This is a genomic window from Streptomyces sp. NPDC003016 (assembly GCF_053591455.1).
Map to the genome: position 1 here is coordinate 1 of NZ_JBSFTV010000020.1, position 16,650 is coordinate 16,650.

General features: G+C 69.2%; 18 protein-coding genes, 1 tRNA gene and 1 riboswitch. Of the genes, 10 read left to right on the forward strand and 9 right to left on the reverse strand.

From position 1 onward, the window contains the following. Positions 1–77: 77 nt before the first annotated feature. Entirely contained in the window at positions 78–620 is a 543-nt protein-coding gene (locus ACWDZ4_RS18615; protein WP_451509478.1) for a type II toxin-antitoxin system PemK/MazF family toxin, read from the reverse strand. Positions 621–798: 178 nt separating this feature from the next. Between ACWDZ4_RS18615 and ACWDZ4_RS18620 the strand changes: the two genes are divergently transcribed. Next, complete coding sequence (locus tag ACWDZ4_RS18620; RefSeq protein ID WP_451509479.1) at positions 799–1,551, forward strand: MBL fold metallo-hydrolase; 753 nt, start codon at positions 799–801, stop codon at positions 1,549–1,551. Between the two features lie 86 nt (positions 1,552–1,637). Here the strand turns inward: ACWDZ4_RS18620 and ACWDZ4_RS18625 are convergent, their stop codons facing one another. Together ACWDZ4_RS18625 and ACWDZ4_RS18630 are read right to left on the reverse strand one after the other, a co-directional pair. Beyond that, positions 1,638–2,915 carry a PTS transporter subunit EIIC gene (locus ACWDZ4_RS18625; RefSeq protein WP_451509480.1) on the reverse strand — a complete coding sequence of 426 codons (1,278 nt, stop codon included), beginning with the start codon at positions 2,913–2,915 and terminating at the stop codon, positions 1,638–1,640. Between the two features lie 274 nt (positions 2,916–3,189). Beyond that, positions 3,190–4,452, reverse strand: coding sequence for a PTS transporter subunit EIIC (locus ACWDZ4_RS18630; RefSeq protein WP_451509481.1), 1,263 nt, complete (start codon positions 4,450–4,452; stop codon positions 3,190–3,192). A gap of 221 nt (positions 4,453–4,673) precedes the next feature. Here ACWDZ4_RS18630 and ACWDZ4_RS18635 point away from each other — a divergent pair, with 221 nt between their 5' ends. The 4 genes from ACWDZ4_RS18635 to rdgB all read left to right on the forward strand — a co-directional run bounded on the left by ACWDZ4_RS18635 (position 4,674) and on the right by rdgB (position 6,882). After that, positions 4,674–4,907, forward strand: a complete 234-nt coding sequence (locus ACWDZ4_RS18635) for a glucose PTS transporter subunit EIIB (protein ID WP_093800669.1) — start codon at positions 4,674–4,676, stop codon at positions 4,905–4,907. 116 nt (positions 4,908–5,023) lie between these two features. Beyond that, positions 5,024–5,755: a ribonuclease PH gene (rph, locus tag ACWDZ4_RS18640; RefSeq protein WP_451509482.1), complete on the forward strand. Its 732-nt coding sequence runs from the start codon at positions 5,024–5,026 to the stop codon at positions 5,753–5,755. Between the two features lie 116 nt (positions 5,756–5,871). Next, on the forward strand, positions 5,872–6,249 hold the full coding sequence (locus ACWDZ4_RS18645) for a hypothetical protein (RefSeq protein WP_451509483.1): 378 nt from the start codon (positions 5,872–5,874) through the stop codon (positions 6,247–6,249). A gap of 30 nt (positions 6,250–6,279) precedes the next feature. Next, a complete protein-coding gene (rdgB, locus tag ACWDZ4_RS18650) occupies positions 6,280–6,882 on the forward strand; it encodes an RdgB/HAM1 family non-canonical purine NTP pyrophosphatase (RefSeq protein ID WP_451509484.1) in 603 nt (200 codons plus the stop codon). 59 nt (positions 6,883–6,941) lie between these two features. On the opposite strand, the gene ACWDZ4_RS18655 is transcribed toward rdgB, so the two are convergent. The 5 genes from ACWDZ4_RS18655 to bcp form a co-directional block, all read right to left on the reverse strand. Continuing rightward, positions 6,942–7,025 (reverse strand) — tRNA-Leu (locus ACWDZ4_RS18655). Positions 7,026–7,081: 56 nt separating this feature from the next. After that, positions 7,082–7,738 (reverse strand): HNH endonuclease, encoded by a 657-nt coding sequence (locus ACWDZ4_RS18660; RefSeq protein ID WP_451509485.1) that lies wholly within the window; start codon positions 7,736–7,738, stop codon positions 7,082–7,084. Further along, a complete protein-coding gene (locus ACWDZ4_RS18665; protein ID WP_451509486.1) occupies positions 7,738–8,424 on the reverse strand; it encodes an HNH endonuclease signature motif containing protein in 687 nt (228 codons plus the stop codon). The genes ACWDZ4_RS18660 and ACWDZ4_RS18665 overlap by 1 nt, the downstream gene beginning before the upstream one ends. Before the next feature lie 161 nt (positions 8,425–8,585). Then, complete coding sequence (gene proP, locus ACWDZ4_RS18670) at positions 8,586–10,088, reverse strand: glycine betaine/L-proline transporter ProP (protein WP_451509487.1); 1,503 nt, start codon at positions 10,086–10,088, stop codon at positions 8,586–8,588. Between the two features lie 107 nt (positions 10,089–10,195). Then, positions 10,196–10,663 (reverse strand): thioredoxin-dependent thiol peroxidase, encoded by a 468-nt coding sequence (bcp, locus tag ACWDZ4_RS18675; RefSeq protein WP_450261218.1) that lies wholly within the window; start codon positions 10,661–10,663, stop codon positions 10,196–10,198. Between the two features lie 198 nt (positions 10,664–10,861). Between bcp and ACWDZ4_RS18680 the strand changes: the two genes are divergently transcribed. The 3 genes from ACWDZ4_RS18680 to ACWDZ4_RS18690 all read left to right on the forward strand — a co-directional run bounded on the left by ACWDZ4_RS18680 (position 10,862) and on the right by ACWDZ4_RS18690 (position 12,094). Then, positions 10,862–11,182 (forward strand): DUF3618 domain-containing protein, encoded by a 321-nt coding sequence (locus ACWDZ4_RS18680; RefSeq protein ID WP_451509488.1) that lies wholly within the window; start codon positions 10,862–10,864, stop codon positions 11,180–11,182. Between the two features lie 44 nt (positions 11,183–11,226). Further along, on the forward strand, positions 11,227–11,562 hold the full coding sequence (locus ACWDZ4_RS18685; RefSeq protein WP_093800676.1) for a GroES family chaperonin: 336 nt from the start codon (positions 11,227–11,229) through the stop codon (positions 11,560–11,562). A gap of 106 nt (positions 11,563–11,668) precedes the next feature. Further along, a riboswitch (guanidine-III (ykkC-III) riboswitch) is annotated at positions 11,669–11,737 on the forward strand. A 36-nt stretch (positions 11,738–11,773) separates the two neighbouring features. Continuing rightward, a complete protein-coding gene (locus ACWDZ4_RS18690) occupies positions 11,774–12,094 on the forward strand; it encodes a DMT family transporter (protein ID WP_028811654.1) in 321 nt (106 codons plus the stop codon). 44 nt (positions 12,095–12,138) lie between these two features. On the opposite strand, the gene ACWDZ4_RS18695 is transcribed toward ACWDZ4_RS18690, so the two are convergent. After that, a complete protein-coding gene (locus tag ACWDZ4_RS18695; protein WP_451509489.1) occupies positions 12,139–14,673 on the reverse strand; it encodes a transglycosylase domain-containing protein in 2,535 nt (844 codons plus the stop codon). A 200-nt stretch (positions 14,674–14,873) separates the two neighbouring features. Here ACWDZ4_RS18695 and ACWDZ4_RS18700 point away from each other — a divergent pair, with 200 nt between their 5' ends. Together ACWDZ4_RS18700 and ACWDZ4_RS18705 are read left to right on the forward strand one after the other, a co-directional pair. Beyond that, positions 14,874–15,674, forward strand: coding sequence for an ABC transporter permease (locus ACWDZ4_RS18700; protein WP_451509490.1), 801 nt, complete (start codon positions 14,874–14,876; stop codon positions 15,672–15,674). Positions 15,675–15,684: 10 nt separating this feature from the next. Continuing rightward, positions 15,685–16,644 carry an ABC transporter permease gene (locus ACWDZ4_RS18705; RefSeq protein WP_451509491.1) on the forward strand — a complete coding sequence of 320 codons (960 nt, stop codon included), beginning with the start codon at positions 15,685–15,687 and terminating at the stop codon, positions 16,642–16,644. The last annotated feature ends 6 nt before the right edge of the window (positions 16,645–16,650 follow it).

Sequence of the window (16,650 nt, forward strand, 5' to 3'; positions counted from 1 at the left end):
CCCCACCCCCTCCCGCTCGGGCAGGCCGAAACGTTTCGGCCTGCCCGGCGGTCGAGGACCGGCACACCGGCCCCGCCTCACCGCGCCAGGTGCCGGACCTGCTTCCAGACCCCGGGATCCGCGACCCCCACCCGGCGCCGGAACCCCCGCACCCCCACATCCCGCAGCTCGTCCGTCTCCAGGAAGCTCGGCCGCCCCCGCGCGTCCCCGACCGCCCCCGGCGGCAACGCGATCACCCCGGGCCGTTCGTCGTGGAACTTGCTGGTGATCTTCGCGATCAGGGCGCTGTCCCCCCGTACGGACAACACCAGACAGGGCCGGTCCTTCGACCCCGGCCCGTCCTCGTACGGCACGTCCGCCCACCAGATCTCACCCGCCCGCGGCCCCCGCTCCGGCCCGCGCCGGCCGGGCCCGCGAGGCCCGCGCGGCTCCTTCGGCGGACGCGTACGCCCCTCAGTACGGCCGTCGGCACGCCCGTTCGTACGCTCATCCGCACGCCCGCCCGAACGCCCCCGCGTCCGCCCGCCCGGCCGCCGCCCGCGCCCCCGCCCCTCGACGAGAGCCGCCACCAGCGCGAGCACCACGACGGCGACCAGCGCCACCCACCACGACGTGTCCATACCGTCGACGGTACCGGCGCACCGCCCGGCGCGCGCTCCACCCGAACCAGTGACAGTGCAGGTGAGTTCCCCCACAACGCCCCGCCATCGAGGAGCGACCGGGACTTTCGCGCCTTACGCTCGACGCACCTGAACCCGCACGAACCCTCCCCGTCCCTGCTACGGAGGTTCACGCTCCATGAAGCTCACCGTCGTCGGCTGCTCAGGGTCGTTCCCGTCCGCGGAATCGGCCTGCTCGAGCTACCTCGTCGAGGCCGACGGCTTCCGGCTGCTCCTCGACCTGGGCAACGGCGCCCTCGGCGAGCTGCAGCGCCATGTCGGTCTCTACGACATCGACGCCATCTTCCTCAGCCACCTCCACGCCGACCACTGCATCGACATGTGCGGCTACTTCGTCGCGCGCTACTACCGGCACGAGGGAGGCCGCGCCCCGGCGATCCCCGTGTACGGCCCGGAGGGCACCGAACGGCGCCTGACCACGGCGTACGCCGACACCCCCACCGAGAAGTCGATGGCCGAGGTCTTCGACTTCCGCACGCTCAGGCCGGGCACGTTCGAGCTCGGCCCCTTCTCGGTCCGTACGGAGAAGGTCCACCACCCGGTCGAGACGTACGGCATCCGCGTCGCACACGGCGGCAGGTCGCTCGCGTACTCCGGCGACACCGGGACCTGCCCCGCCCTGAGCGAACTGGCCGACGGCGTCGACCTGTTCCTGTGCGAGGCGTCGTTCACGTACGGCAAGGAGGACATCCCGGGCCTCCACCTCAACGGCCGCGAGGCGGGCGAGGAGGCCAGCAGGGCGGGCGTCGGCCGGCTGGTCCTCACGCACATCCCGCCGTGGACGGACGCGGAGGCCAACCTGGCCGACGCGCGCGCGGTGTACGACGGGCCGACGGAACTGGCCGTCGCGGGCGCGGAGTACGAGGTCTGACGCGGCGAAACGTTCCGCGGGACGGAAGGAGGGCCCCGGACCGCAGCTGCGGTCCGGGGCCCTCCTTCCGTGCGGCCGGTGCGGGCCTACTTCGCCTCGGCCTTCTGCAGCTCGGCGAGCTCCTCGTCGGACTCGCGGCCCGGCGTCGGAAGGTCGAACTTGGTGATCGCGAAGCGGAAGACCACGTAGTAGACCGCCGCGAAGCAGAGGCCGACCAGGGCCAGGCCCCACGGGTTGGTCGCGATACCGAGGTTCAGGAAGAAGTCGACCGCGCCGGCCGAGAAGCCGAAGCCGTCCTTCATGCCGAGCGCCCAGGTCAGCGCCATCGAGACACCGGTCAGGACCGCGTGGATCGCGTACAGCACCGGGGCGATGAACATGAAGGTGAACTCGATCGGCTCCGTCACGCCGGTCACGAAAGCGGTGAGCGCGAGGGAGAACATCATGCCGCCGACGACCTTGCGGCGCTCGGGGCGGGCGCAGTGGGTGATCGCGAGGCAGGCCGCCGGGAGGGCGAACATCATGATCGGGAAGAAGCCGGTCATGAACTGACCGGCGGTCGGGTCGCCGTGCAGGAAGCGGGCGATGTCGCCGTGGTAGTCCACGCCGCCGTCGTTGTACGTACCGGCCTGGAACCACGGGAAGGAGTTCAGCAGGTGGTGCATGCCGATGGGGATCAGCGCGCGGTTCGCGACACCGAAGATGCCCGCCCCGACGGCGCCGGAGCCGACCAGCCACTCGCTGAGGTGGTGCAGACCCGCACCGAGGACCGGCCAGATCAGGCCGAAGACGATGCCGACGACCAGACCCGCGAAGGCAGAGAGGATCGGGACCAGACGGCGGCCGCCGAAGAAGCCGGCCCAGGCGGGCAGCTTGGTCCGGTAGAACTTCTGGTACAGGAGGGCTACGACGATGCCCATGACCACGCCACCGAGGACACCGGCGTTGACCGGCGCCTCGTTCATGACGATCTTGCCGTCCGCGACGGCGGCGACCTTCGGCAGGTTGGCGTCGGTGAAGGTGGCGAGCACCTTCTGGAAGACCAGGTAACCGGCGACGGCGGCGAGCGCGGTCGAGCCGTCCGACTTCTTGGCGAACCCGATCGCGATGCCGACGGCGAACAGCAGCGGCATGTTGTCGAGGATCGCGCCACCACCGGCCGCCATGTAACCGGCGAGCTTGGTGATGAAGGTGGGGAACGACTCCTTGCCGAGCATGTCGGGCTGGCCGAAACGCACCAGGAGCGCGGCGGCGGGCAGCACGGCGACCGGCAGCATGAGGCTGCGGCCGATACGCTGCATGACAGCCATCGCGCCGGCGCCCTTCTTCTTGGCAGCCGCGGGGGCGGCGCTGTCCGTGGACATCAATTCCTCCATGGGGCAAGGCGCCGCCAGGGGGAAACGGGGGACGGCGGCGTCTCCGGTACAACGCGGCGCACTCGCCACGTGGTCTACACCACTCAGTGGTGTAGACCAGTTTTAGCATGGTGAAGGACGGATAAGGAACCCTCGATTCCGTGCTCCCGGACACATCCGCCCACGCACGTCGAAGGCCCCGGGACCGGACAGGTCCGAGGGCCCTCGCTTCCCCTGCTCCCGTGGCCCGAAGTACGCGCTGCGGCGCTGCGGCACTGCGGCGTTACGGCTTGGTGGCGTCCCCTTCGACTTCCGCCTCCACCTCCGGGGGCTCGCGGCCCGGCGTCGGAATGTTGAGCTTCGTGATCGCCAGGCGGAAGACGAGGTAGTACACGACCGCGAAGCACAGCCCGATCGGAATGATCAGCCACGGCTTGGTCCCCAGGTGCCAGTTCACGACGTAGTCGATCAGGCCGGCGGAGAAGCTGAACCCCGTGTGCACCCCGAGCGCCCAGGTGATCGCCATCGACGCCCCCGTCAGCAGGGCGTGCAGGCCGTACAGCAACGGCGCCGCGAACATGAAGGAGAACTCCAGCGGCTCGGTCACACCCGTGACGAACGACGTGAGCGCGACGGACACCATCAGGCCCGTCACCTCTTTGCGCCGCTCGGGCCGCGCACAGTGCGCGATGGCCAGAGCCGCCGCGGGCAGCCCGAACATCATGATCGGGAAGAAGCCCGACATGAACTGCCCCGCCGACGGGTCCTCGGCGAAGAACCGCGTCAGGTCCCCCTGCACGACCTTGCCGTCCGGCGTCCTGAACTCGCCCGCCTGGAACCAGAAGAAGGTGTTCAGGAACTGGTGCATGCCGATGGGGATGAGCAGCCGGTTCGCGAGGCCGAAGATGCCGGCGCCCCACGCCCCGAGGCCGATCAACTGCTTCGAGAACCAGGTCAGCCCGTCACCGACCGGCTCCCACAGCAGACCGAACAGCACGCCCAGGACGACGCACAGGAACGCCATCATGATCGGCACCAGCCGGCGGCCGTTGAAGAAGCCGAGCCAGTCCACCAGCCTGGTCCGGTGGAAGCGCTGCCAGACGACCGCCGTCAGCAACCCGATCAGGATGCCGCCGAGCACCCCCGGATTCTGCGGAGTGCCCTCGGGAAGGGCTTCCGTCACCGAGCCCTCGCGCGGGAACGCCTTCAGCACGTTGAAGTAGACGAGGAAGCCGACCACCGCGGCGAGCGCCGTGGAACCGTCCGCCTTCTTGGCGAAACCGATCGCGACCCCGATGCAGAACAGCAACGGCAGGCCGAAGGAGCCGTCCAGGATCGACGTACCGCCGTTGAGGAGGACCCTCGACGTCTTGTCCCAGAACGGTCCGTCCAGATAGGCCGAGAACAGGTTGCCGAGGCTGACGAGCAGGCCCGCCGCCGGCAGGACCGCCACCGGGAGCTGGAGGCTGCGGCCGACCTTCTGGAGCCCTTGGAACAGACCGCTCCGCCATGTCCGCTGCGGCGCGGCTCCGCTGTTCGAACTCATGCGCGTCCTCCCGGAACGAGCCAGGTTTGGCGGGCGTTGCAAACTGGTGTAGACCAGTTGCGGTACGGTCCGGAGCTCGGCCGGAAGACAGGGCACCGGTGACCGCCATCATTCGGTACAGGGCGGTTACTCGCCCGCGAAGTTGGGCCAACCGTGAGTTACCGTGACAAAGCGGCCACGGTGGGCCGAGACGTCGCGCTTTGAACAACAGGGAGAAAGACATGGCCAGCAAGGCTGAGAAGATCGTCGCCGGGCTCGGCGGTATCGAGAACATCGACGAGATCGAAGGCTGCATCACCCGCCTCCGCACCGAAGTCCTCGACCCGAGCAAGGTCGACGAAGCCGCCCTCAAGGCCGCCGGCGCCCACGGCGTCGTCAAGATGGGCACCGCGATCCAGGTCGTCATCGGCACGGACGCCGACCCCATCGCAGCAGACATCGAAGACATGATGTGAGCCACCCCTGACTCACCCCTGACTCACCCCTGAGTCACCCTGTCTCACCCGTGAGGGGCCCGATTCCGTACGTACCGGAACGGGCCCCTCACGCATGTACGGCTAGGCTCCACCCCATGTCTCGAATCGACGGCCGCACCCCCGAACAGCTCCGCCCGGTCACCATCGAACGCGGATGGAGCAAGCACGCCGAGGGCTCCGTCCTCATCGCCTTCGGCGACACCAGAGTCCTCTGCACCGCCTCCGTCACCGAAGGCGTCCCGCGCTGGCGCAAAGGCAGCGGCGAAGGATGGGTCACCGGCGAGTACTCGATGCTGCCCCGCGCCACCAACACCCGCGGCGACCGGGAATCCGTACGCGGCAAGATCGGCGGCCGCACCCACGAAATCAGCCGCCTCATCGGCCGCTCACTCCGCGCGGTCATCGACTACAAGGCCCTCGGCGAGAACACCGTCGTCCTGGACTGCGACGTCCTCCAGGCCGACGGCGGCACCCGCACCGCCGCCGTCACCGGCGCCTACGTCGCCCTCGCCGACGCCATCGCCTGGGCCCAGCAGAAGAAGATCGTCAAGGCCGGCCGCAAGCCCCTCACCGGCACCGTCGCAGCCGTCTCCGTCGGCATCGTCGACGGCACCCCCCTCCTCGACCTCTGCTACGAGGAAGACGTCCGCGCCGAAACCGACATGAACGTCGTCTGCACCGGCGACGGCCGCTTCGTCGAAGTCCAGGGCACCGCCGAAGCCGAACCCTTCGACCGCAAGGAACTGAACGCCCTCCTCGACCTCGCCGCCGGCGGCTGCGCCGACCTCACGGCCCTCCAGGCCGCGGCCCTCGAAGGCGCACTCTGACTCCGGGCAACCGCGGACGCCCATTCCGGCGTCTCCCCCACCACGGGCGTACGGGCCGAACCGTACGCCCGTCCGCACCACCACGTATCCCGTGTCGTCCGGGGAGGACCCGCTCCATGCGCAGTCGCCGTATCGCAGCCGCCGTCGTCACCGCCGCCGCACTCACCGGCCTCGTCGGCTGCGGAGCCCTCGACAAGGCGCTGGACTGCGCCCGGACCGCCGAGGCCATCGCCACCAGCGTCGACAAGCTGACCACCGCCGTCTCCACGGCGGCGGAAGACCCCACACAGCTGACCGAGGCCCTCAACGACATCGACAGGGAACTGAAGAGCCTCGACGACACCACGGACAACGCGGACCTGTCGAAGGCCGTCGGCGACCTGAACAAGGCCGTCGACAACGTCCGCACCGCCGTCAAGAACGGCGACGAAACCCCGGACATCGCCCCCGTCACCGACGCCGCCGCCGAGATCGGCAAGGTCTGCACCCCGTAGCCCCACAGGTCCCCGTAGATACTGGGGACCATGACCCGCCTGATCCTCGCCACCCGCAACGCCGGGAAAATCACCGAGCTCCACGCGATCCTCGCCGACGCAGGTCTCACCCACGACCTCGTCGGCGCGGACGCCTACCCCGAGATCCCCGACGTCAAGGAAACCGGCGTCACCTTCGCCGAGAACGCCCTCCTCAAGGCCCACGCCATGGCCCGGGCCACCGGCCTCCCCGCCGTGGCCGACGACTCGGGTCTCGCGGTCGACGTCATGGGCGGCGCCCCCGGCATCTTCTCGGCCCGCTGGTCCGGCACCCACGGCGACGACGAGGCCAACCTGAACCTCCTCCTGGCCCAGCTGGCGGACATCGACGCCCTCCACCGCACGGCCCACTTCGCCTGCGCGGCGGCCCTGGCCCTGCCCGACGGCACGGAGCGCGTGGTCGAAGGCCGCCTCACGGGCACCCTCCGCCGCACCCCCGCCGGCACGAACGGCTTCGGCTACGACCCCATCCTCCAGCCGGACGGCCACGCCGTGACCTGCGCGGAACTGACCCCGGCGGAGAAGAACGCCATCAGCCACCGCGGCAAGGCGTTCCGGGCGCTGGCCCCGGTGGTGCGGGAACTGCTGGGCTGAGTGCCGTCAGCATACGAACGGCCTGCGAGTCGATCCTTCGATTCGCAGGCCGTTTACTGTGCGGCGGAAGGGATTCGAACCCTCAAGCCGTTTCACGGGCCACAGATCCTAAGTCTGCTGTGTCACCATTGCACCACCGCCGCTAGCCGCCTGCCATGGTACCGGGCGGTGGAGTGCGATGGCACGGCCGTATTACGGATCATTGATGCGCACGGCGGCGGTTGCCTCCCCGGCACCAGGTGCTGGTGACGGCATGGCAGTTAGGGCACAACAGTCGGAGGTTCCCGGCCCGGTCGTCGCTCCAGTCGCCATTGATGTGGTCGACCTCAAGCGTCATCGGCTTGCTGTGCCAGACCGGACCGGTGCGGCACCGGGCGCACTCCTCGGGGACGCCGGTCTCGCGCAAAGCCCGGCGCAGGATCGCTGTACGGGTTCGGTGCTTGTCCTCGTGTTTCACGAGTACGTCCTCGGCCCGCTTCACTGGCGTCGGACCGACCTTGCCTCTCTGGTGGGCCTGCCCCAGGAAGTGCGTGGTTTCGGTACCGTCCTCAGTCGTCCACTGGCGCAACAACGCCCGTTGCCGACCGTTGTCCGGTCGGCCGAGCCGCCGCAGTGTGTCTGCGATGCTGAGGGAGTCAGTGACGGCTTGACGCACTTCTGTGGTGGTCGGCCGGTTGCGTCGGTGGGATGAGAAGTGCGAGACGTCGATCTCATAGTGCGCGAAGCGTTGCGTCAGGTAGCGGCCGAGGCGTTCGTAGGGAGTCGCGCCCAGGAAAGCGATGACCTCGTCAATGGTCTGGCATCGTGCGGCAGCATCGACCAACAACTCCCGTGTATACCGCCGGGCTTGGGTCATCACCCCTCACCGTTGAGGTGTGGCGGGCTGAGTTCGGCTGTTCTGCGCACCTTTCCGCGTCCGCGATAAGTGTCCGTTGTTGAATGGCAATTGGGGCAAAGGAGCCGCAGGTTTTCAACGCGGTTGTTGCGCCAGTTGCCGTCGATGTGGTCGACCTCCAGAGCCAATGGGAGGTCTTGCCAGACGGGTCCGATTCCGCACAAGGCGCATAGGTCGCTGATGCCAAGGTCGTGCATCGCTCGCTTGAGACGCACGTTGGGCGTGCGCTTGGCGTGCACTGAGTGCTCCTCCACCAGGATCTCCTGAGCCGACCGACGGCGTCGGTTGCCCCGCATGTTCTCCGTGCGGGCCTGCGGAGTGAAGTGGGAGATGTCGATCCCCAGGGCATGGATGCGACGGCTGATGTGCGTGTGCTGTCCGCCTACGGGGGCGACCCCCAAGTGTCGTAGCACCTCGTACATGTTGGTTGAGGCCGCGACGGCGGTTTCGAGAGTTTCCCTGGTCCACCGCACCCCTTCGCGCTCGAAGTGGGCGGTATCGATTCCCAGCTTCTTCATCCGCTCCCGCATGTACGCGCGCGATGAACTCTTCGGGTCGACTCCGAGCTTGGTCAGCGCTTCGGACAGTGTCCTCGATGAGCTGGCTGCCTCCGCAAGACGCTCGCGGGTGTACGGGCTCACCGGCATGATCCCCTCCGTATCCGGCCGCGCGTTCGCGGCCTCGCACGGATCAACGAACCGGTTATCGGATGGTCACGTCCGAAATGCGGAATGCTGTGCGCCACTTGGGCGGCCCGGTGGTCGCTGCGACTGTGACCGGTCGGGCCGCCCATGGGCCGGGCTGCGGGTCAGAACTTTGGGCCGGGGGCCTGGGCCGCCACCAGTTCCGCCGCTTCCTCCTTGGTCTCCACCGACGGCGGGGAGCCCGCCAGCGGCTTCCGGGCCGTCTCCTTCATGCAGGCCACCGCGATGACGCCGACGAGCGCCGCCGCCATCGAGTAGTACGCCGGCATGAGGTTGTTGCCCGTGAAGCTGATGAGGCCGGTGATGACCAACGGGGTCGTGCCGCCGAAGAGCGAGGCGGAGAGGTTGTAGCCGACCGACAGGGAGCCGTACCTGACGTGCGTCGGGAAGAGGGCCGGGAGCGCCGCCGACATGGTGCCCAGCAGGCAGACCAGGGACAGGCCCAGCATCAGCATGCCGGCGATGATCGCGGGGATGCTGCCCTGCTTGATGAGGAGGAAGGACGGGAGGGAGAGGAAGAAGAAGCCGAGCATGCCCGCCATCAGCAGCGGTTTGCGGCCGAAGTGGTCGTTGAGGCGGCCGACCTGGCTGATGACCGCCATCAGGCAGACCATGACGCCCAGCAGGATGAGCAGGCCGTGTGTCTCGCTGTAGCCGAGTTCGTCGGAGAGGTACGTCGGCATGTACGACAGCAGCATGTAGTCGGTGACGTTGTACGCGCCGACGAGGGCGATGCACAGGATCAGTGTGGGCCAGTACTGCCGGAAGATCTTGGCGAGGTCGCCCTTGGCGGTGGTCTCCACCGGGTCGGCGGCTTCGGAGGCGCGGGCGTTTCCGCTTTCCAGCTTCTGGAAGGCGGGGGTCTCGTCCAGGCGCATCCGGAGGTAGAGGCCGACGAGGCCGAGCGGGCCCGCGACCAGGAACGGGACGCGCCAGCCCCAGGCTTCCATGGCGTCGGAGCCGAGCCAGGCGGTGAGGGCGGTGACGAGGCCCGCCGCGCCGGTGTAGCCGGCGAGGGTGCCGAATTCGAGGAAGCTGCCGAAGAAGCCTCGGCGCTTGTCCGGGGCGTACTCGGCGATGAAGGTGGAGGCGCCGCCGTATTCACCGCCCGTGGAGAAGCCCTGCACCAGGCGGAAGAGGATCAGCAGGACGGGGGCCCAGAAGCCGATGGTGGCGTACGACGGGATCAGGCCGATGGCGAATGTGCCGATGGCCATCAGGATCATCGTCAGGGCGAGGATCTTCTTGCGGCCGATCTTGTCGCCCATGGGGCCGAAGACCATGCCGCCGATGGGCCGTACCAGGAAGGCGACGGCGAAGGTCGCGAAGGAGGAGAGGAGCTGGACCGTGTCGTTTCCGGGCGGGAAGAAGACGTGGCCGATCGTCACCGCCAGGTAGCTGTAGATGCCGAAGTCGAACCATTCCATGGCATTGCCGAGCGAGGCCGCTTTGACCGCCCGCCTGACCGCCGCGTCGTCGGTGACGGTGATGTCGGACCGGCGCAGTGGCGGGTTCTTCCGTCTCCTGGCGGCGCGGAAGAGGGTGTGGTGGCGCTTGATGGCTTCGGGGTCGGCCCTGTGGTCGGGGCCGGGGCCGGGGGCCGCCATGGCAGGTTCCTTTCCTCGGACGCGTTTCCGATGTCCAAGTGGAACCTCTGCCTTTTATTTGGTGGTGCAAACCAAGGTCCCCGGTTCCGGGACCTTGGTCACAGTTTTCAGATGCCGAGGTCCTTGATGATCTTGGCTACGTGGCCGGTCGCCTTCACGTTGTAGAAGGCGTGTTCGACCTTGCCTTCCTCGTCCACGACGACCGTCGAGCGGATGACGCCGGTCACGGTCTTGCCGTACAGCTTCTTCTCGCCGAAGGCGCCGTACGCCGTGAGGACCTCCTTGGACGGGTCGCCGACCAGCGTGACCTTGAGGTCCTCCTTCTCGCGGAACTTCGCGAGCTTCTCCGGCTTGTCGGGGGAGACGCCGATGACGTCGTATCCGGCCTGGGCCAGCAGCTCCAGGTTGTCGGTGAAGTCGCAGGCCTGCTTGGTGCAGCCGGGGGTCAGGGCGGCCGGGTAGAAGTAGACGATGACCTTGCGGCCCTTGTGGGCGGCGAGGGAGACCTCGGTGCCGTCGGCGTCGGGCAGGGTGAAGTCGGGGGCGGTGTCGCCGGGCTGGAGTCGCTCGCTCATCAGGTCTGGTCTCCTCGTGCGGGATGGTCGGATGTCGGATGCCGGGATGTCTGGGTAGGGGTAACGCGGTGACGCGAGATGCGATACCGGTACGGCCCCGAGCGTAATGGGGGTGCCGTGGGGTGCGGGACGGCCCCAGCTGACAGACTGTCGACGAAGAAACAACCGGATTCGGCCCACGACCACGGAGGCAGCGCAGTGTCGGATGCCAGGACCCCTGCGCAGATCGAGGCGGACATCAAGAGCCGGCGGGACAAGCTGGCCGTAACGCTCGACGAGATCGGGGTGCGGCTGCACCCGAAGACGATCGTCGGTGACGCGAAGGCCAGGGTCGCCTCGACCGTGGACCAGACCGCGGGCCGGGCGTTCGTCGCGGTGAACCGGACGGTGTCCGACGTGAAGGCGCAGTTCGTGTCGGAGGACGGGTCGCCGCGTCTTGAGCGGCTCGTGCCGGTGGCGCTGGTGGCCGTGGGCCTGGTGGGGCTGATCACCCTGTCGACGCGCCGCAGGCGCGGCTGACCCTCCGGCTTACGACGGACGATCGGACAGGTAGGTTCGGGGGCGTGAGCGAGAACACCACGCACGACAAGCTGCCCATCCGGATGCTGCACGACCGGGTGCTGGTCAGGTCGGACACCCCTGAGGGCGAGCGCCGCTCGGGCGGCGGCATTCTGATTCCGGCGACCGCGGCGGTCGGCAAGCGGCTGGCCTGGGCCGAGGTGGTAGCGGTCGGTCAGAACGTACGGACCGTGGAGCCGGGTGACCGGGTGCTGTACGACCCGGAGGACCGGGCCGAGGTCGAGGTGCGGGGCACTCCGTACGTGCTGATGCGGGAGCGCGATCTGCACGCGGTGGCTTCCGAGCGGGTGTCGGAGGATTCGACCGGCCTGTACCTGTAGGTGCCTGCATGTGCCTGCATGTGCCTGTGGGGCCAGGGTCTGGATAAGCGAGTAAGCCGCTGAGTGAGCAGGGCCGGTGACTGGAGTCACCGGCCCTTTCCGCCGGGTTTTGCTACGGTGGAAGCACCCCCGACGAGACGCGCCGTACCGGGTTGTAAGGCAAAGACGACGCACCCCGTTGATTCCGCGTTTCGTTTTCGGAGGTGCCGTCATGGCCTGGGTTCTGCTGGTTGTCGCCGGTCTGCTCGAAGTGGGCTGGTCGATCGGGATGAAGTACACCGACGGTTTCACGAGGCTCTGGCCCAGTGTGTTCACGGGTGCGGGGATCGTCGCGAGCATGTTGTTGCTGTCGCACGCCGCCAAGACGCTGCCGATCGGTACGGCGTACGGCGTGTGGGTCGGTATCGGCGCGGCCGGTGCGGCGGTGCTCGGCATGGTGGTGCTGGGTGAGCCGGCGACCGCCGCCCGGATCTTCTTCGTCTGTCTGCTGCTGGTCGCGGTGGTGGGGCTGAAGGCGACCTCGGGCCACTAGCGGGCCGTTCGTCGTCGGCGGGCCGGTGGCCCCCCGCCGGTGCGTCAGGGGCGGCCTCGGCCGCCTCCCAGCAGGCCCTCGGAGGGGCCACCGGTGGCGCCGCCTCCCGGGTCGGTGGGGCCACCGGTGCCGGTTGTTCCGCCGTCGGCGGGGCCCGTGGTGCCGCCCGGGCCGCCCCTGTCGGCTGTGCCGCCGGTGTCCGTCGTGGCGCCGCCGGTGCCCGTGGTGCCGCCGTCGGTGGGGCCCGTGGGGCCCGTGGTGTCGTCCGGGGTGGTGGTGCCGGTGTCGGTCGTGCCGCCCTGGTCCTGGCCGTCGGCCGGGCTCCGCGTCGGGCCCTGCGGGTCCTCGCTCGTCGGCGGTTCCTGCGGCTCCCCGGTGTCCGGCTGCCCGGACGACGGGATGGCCGGTTCGTCCGGGCCGGCCGCCGTCTCCAGCTCGAAGTCCCGTACCGGCTCGCCTTCGAGCGCGGCGGCCGTGAACTGGCCCCAGATCTGCGCGGGCGCGCCGCCGCCGTTGATGCGCGGCTGGCCGAGGGCTCCGTACAGCGGCTTCTGTGCGCCGGTGTCCGGGTCCTGGCCCATGACGGCGACGACCGTCGCCAGGTCGGGTGTGTAGCCCGCGAACCAGGCGGCCTTGTCCTCCTCGGCGGTGCCGGTCTTGCCGGCGGCGGGGCGGCCCGCGGACTGGGCGGCCGTGCCCGTGCCGCCGTCGACGACGCTCCTGAGGATGGACGTCGTGGTGTCGGCGGCCTCGCGGGAGATGCTCCGCCCGCTGTCCGCGTCCGCGTCCGTGTCGGCACCCGCACCAGCGCCAGTGCCCTGCTTCGGGAGGCTGCTGACGTTCTGGCCGTTCTTGGTGATCTTCTCGACGATCGTGTACGTGCCGTGCTCGCCGTGGTTGGCGAGGGTCGCGTACGCCTCCGTCATGTCGAGGACGCTGGCGGTGGCGACGCCGAGGGCGATGGAGGGGTACGGGTCGAGGCTCGGGGTGTTCTCGGGGAGGCCGAGGGCCACGGCGGTCTTCTTGACGTTGTCGGGGCCGACGTCCTGTGCCATCTGCGCGTACACCGAGTTGACGGACTTGTCGGTGGCGGTGCGGACGGTGACCTGGCCGTAGGAGGCCTGGTCCTCGTTCTCCGGGGCGTAGCCCGTCGGTCCGGCGGGGCCTTCCACCATCCGCTCGTTGGTGCCGTCGTAGACGGTGTCCGGGGTGACCGGGCGGCCGTCCTGGGTGGTGGAGCTGTTCTCGACGGCCGAGGCGAAGACGAACGGCTTGAAGGTCGAGCCGACTTGGTAGTCGCGGCGCGTCGCGTTGTTGACGTACTGCTTGGTGTAGTCGATTCCGCCGTACATCGCGACGACCTTGCCGCTCGCGGGGTCGATGGAGGCGCCGCCGACGCGCACGTTGCGGTCGGCCTTGCGGTCCTTGCTCGTCTGCGACATCACCTGGTCGTCGACGGCGTCGGCGAAGGCGTCCTGCTTGGACTTCTCCAGGGTGGTGGTGATGCGGTAGCCGCCGGTGGCCAGCGTGTCCTCGTCGAGGATCTTGTTGCTGGTGAGGTACTCCTCGACGGCCTGGACGATGTAGCCGCGCTGTCCGGAGAGGCCGGAGGCGGGCTTGGCCTCCTGCGGGGCGGGGAACTCGGCCGCGGCGCGGTCGGTGGGGCTCAGCCAGTTCTCCTTCACCATGCCGTCGAGTACGTAGTTCCAGCGGCTCAGGGCGCCGGCCTTGTTCTCGGGGTGGGCGGTGATGTCGTACGCGTTGGGGGCGTTGAGGAGCGAGGCGAGGTAGGCGCCCTCGGCGGTGGTGATCTCGTCGACGTTCTTGCCGTAGTACGCCTGGGCGGCGGCCTGGATGCCGTACGCGTTGCGCCCGAAGTAGCTGGTGTTCAGGTAGCCCTCGAGGATCTCGTTCTTGCTCTCCTCGCTGTCGAGCTTGATCGCGATGAAGAACTCCTTCGCCTTGCGGGTGACGGTCTGTTCCTGGCCGAGGTAGTAGTTCTTGACGTACTGCTGGGTGATGGTGGACCCGGACTGCTTGCCCTTGCCGGTGACGGTGTTCCAGCCGGCGCGGAGCATGGCCTGGGGGTCGACGGCCCGCTCGGAGTGGAAGCCGCGGTCCTCGGCGGCGAGTACGGCGTGCTGGACGGTCCTGGGGATGTGAGCGATCTTGACGTTCTCGCGGTTGACTTCGCCGTCACGGGCGAGCTGGGAGCCGTCGGCGTAGAGGTAGACGTTGCTCTGGGCGGTGGCGGCGCTGTTGGCGGCCGGGATCTCGACGAGCGCGTAACCCGCGGCGAACCCGCCGCACAGGAGCAGGGCCAGCAGCAGGAAGGTGCCGAGGAGCATCCGCCAGGTCGGGATCAGGCGGCGCAGGCCGGTGCGCCGGGGCCGGGGTTTCTTCCCCTTCCCCTCCGCCTTCCCCTCCGCCTTCCCCTCCGCCTTCCCCTCCGTCTTCATCTCCGCCGTCGTCTCCGTCGTCTCCGTCTTCCCCTCTCCCTTCCCGTTCCCGCCGTCCGGGTTCTGGTGGGAGGGGTCCCGGGGTGCCCACCCCTGGGGCTGCTGTGGCTCGTCGCTCATGTCTGTGGAGACTCCCTGGGCGGGGCCAGAGGTTCGCTCTCCGGCATAACGGTGTGGTATCGGGCGATTCGCCTGGTACGTCCATACTGCACGCACCCCGGACCGGTGCCCCGATCCTCCGGCGAAAAACGCCTGCGGCGGTTGACCCTGTTGGGCTAGGGTCGGGGGTTTTGGTGCCGGAAGCGAATCGAGGGGTCGGTGTGCGTGTATACGCGGTGGTTGCGGCCGGCGGGTTCCGCCGTCATGCGACGTACCGGGTGGCCACGGCGGCAGGGGTGTTCACCAACACCGTCTTCGGCTTCATCATGGCGTACACCTTCACGGCCCTGTGGGACGAGCGTCCGCACCTGGGCGGGTACGACCTGTCGCAGGCCCTCACCTACGTGTGGCTGGGGCAGGCGCTGCTGATGACCGCCGCCATGATGGGCGGCGGCTTCGAGGACGAGCTGATCGAGCGGATCCGTACCGGCGACATCGCGATCGACCTCTACCGCCCCGCCGACCTCCAGCTCTTCTGGCTGGCGGGCGACCTGGGGCGGGCCGCCTTCCATCTCCTCGGGCGCGGTGTCGTCCCGATGGCGCTCGGCGCGCTCGCGTTCGATCTGGTGCTGCCCGCCGATCCGCTGGTGTGGGTCGCGTTCCTGGTCGCCGTCGCGCTCGGCGTCGTCGTCAGTTTCGCGATCCGGTTCCTGGTGGCGCTGTCCGCGTTCTGGCTGCTCGACGGGGCGGGTGTCGCGCAGATCACCTGGCTCGCCGGTCTCTTCTTCTCCGGGATGGTGCTGCCGCTCACCCTCTTCCCGGGAGCCCTGGGCACGTTCGCGCAGGCGCTGCCCTGGTCGTCGCTGCTCCAGATCCCGGCCGACGTCTTCCTCGGCAAGCACACGGGGTGGGGCCTGGTGCGGGTGTACGCCTTCCAGATCGGCTGGGCGGCGGTGCTGCTGGCGGCCGGGCGGCTGCTCCAGTCGGTGGCTACGCGCAGGGTGGTGGTCCAGGGTGGCTGAGGCGACCGGAATGAGTGGAACCGCCCAGGGCGCTGAAACCGCTGACGGCGCTGACGGCGCTGAGGCCGCTGACGGCGCTGGGACGGCCGGGAGGACCGGAAGGACCGGGAGGACCGGAACGACCGGAGCCGCTGAGGCGGCCGTCCCGGTCCGGTCTGCCGGGCAGCTGTGGTCCGGCGTCAGGGCGTACGGGCTGATCGCGGCGATGTGGATCCGCTCGACGATGGCGTACCGCGCGTCCTTCGTGATGACGGCGTTCGGCAACTTCGCGGCGACCGGCCTCGACTTCGCCGGCATCCTGCTGATGTTCTCGCACGTGGACGCGCTGGGCGGCTACACGCTGCCCGAGGTGGCCTTCCTCTACGGGACGGCGGGCACGGCCTTCGGCCTCTCCGACCTGGTGATGGGTTCGGTGGGCCGGCTGGGGCGCCGGGTGCGCGACGGCACGCTGGACACCCTGCTCGTACGCCCGGTCCCGGTCCTCGCGCAGATCGCGGCCGACCGTTTCGCGCTGCGCAGGCTGGGCCGGATCACGCAGGGCCTGCTGGTGCTCGGGTACGCGCTGGCGGCGCTGGACATCGCGTGGACGCCGCTGAAGGTCCTCATGCTGCCGGTGATGGTCCTCAGCGGGGCGGCGATCTTCTCGGCGGTGTTCGTGGCCGGGGCGGCGTTCCAGTTCTGGGCGCAGGACGCGGCCGAGGTGCAGAACTCCTTCACGTACGGCGGCACCACGCTTCTCCAGTACCCGCCGACGGTCTTCGCGAAGGACCTGGTGCGCGGGGTGACGTTCGTGCTGCCGCTGGCCTTCGTCAACTGGCTTCCGGCGCTGTACGTGCTGGACCGTCCTTACCCGCTCGACCTGCCGTCCTGGCTCGCCTTCCTGCCGCCGCTGGTGGCGGTGGTGTGCTGTGCGCTGGCCGGGGCGGCGTGGCGGGTGGGCCTTCGTTCGTACCGCAGCACGGGGAGCTGACGCCGT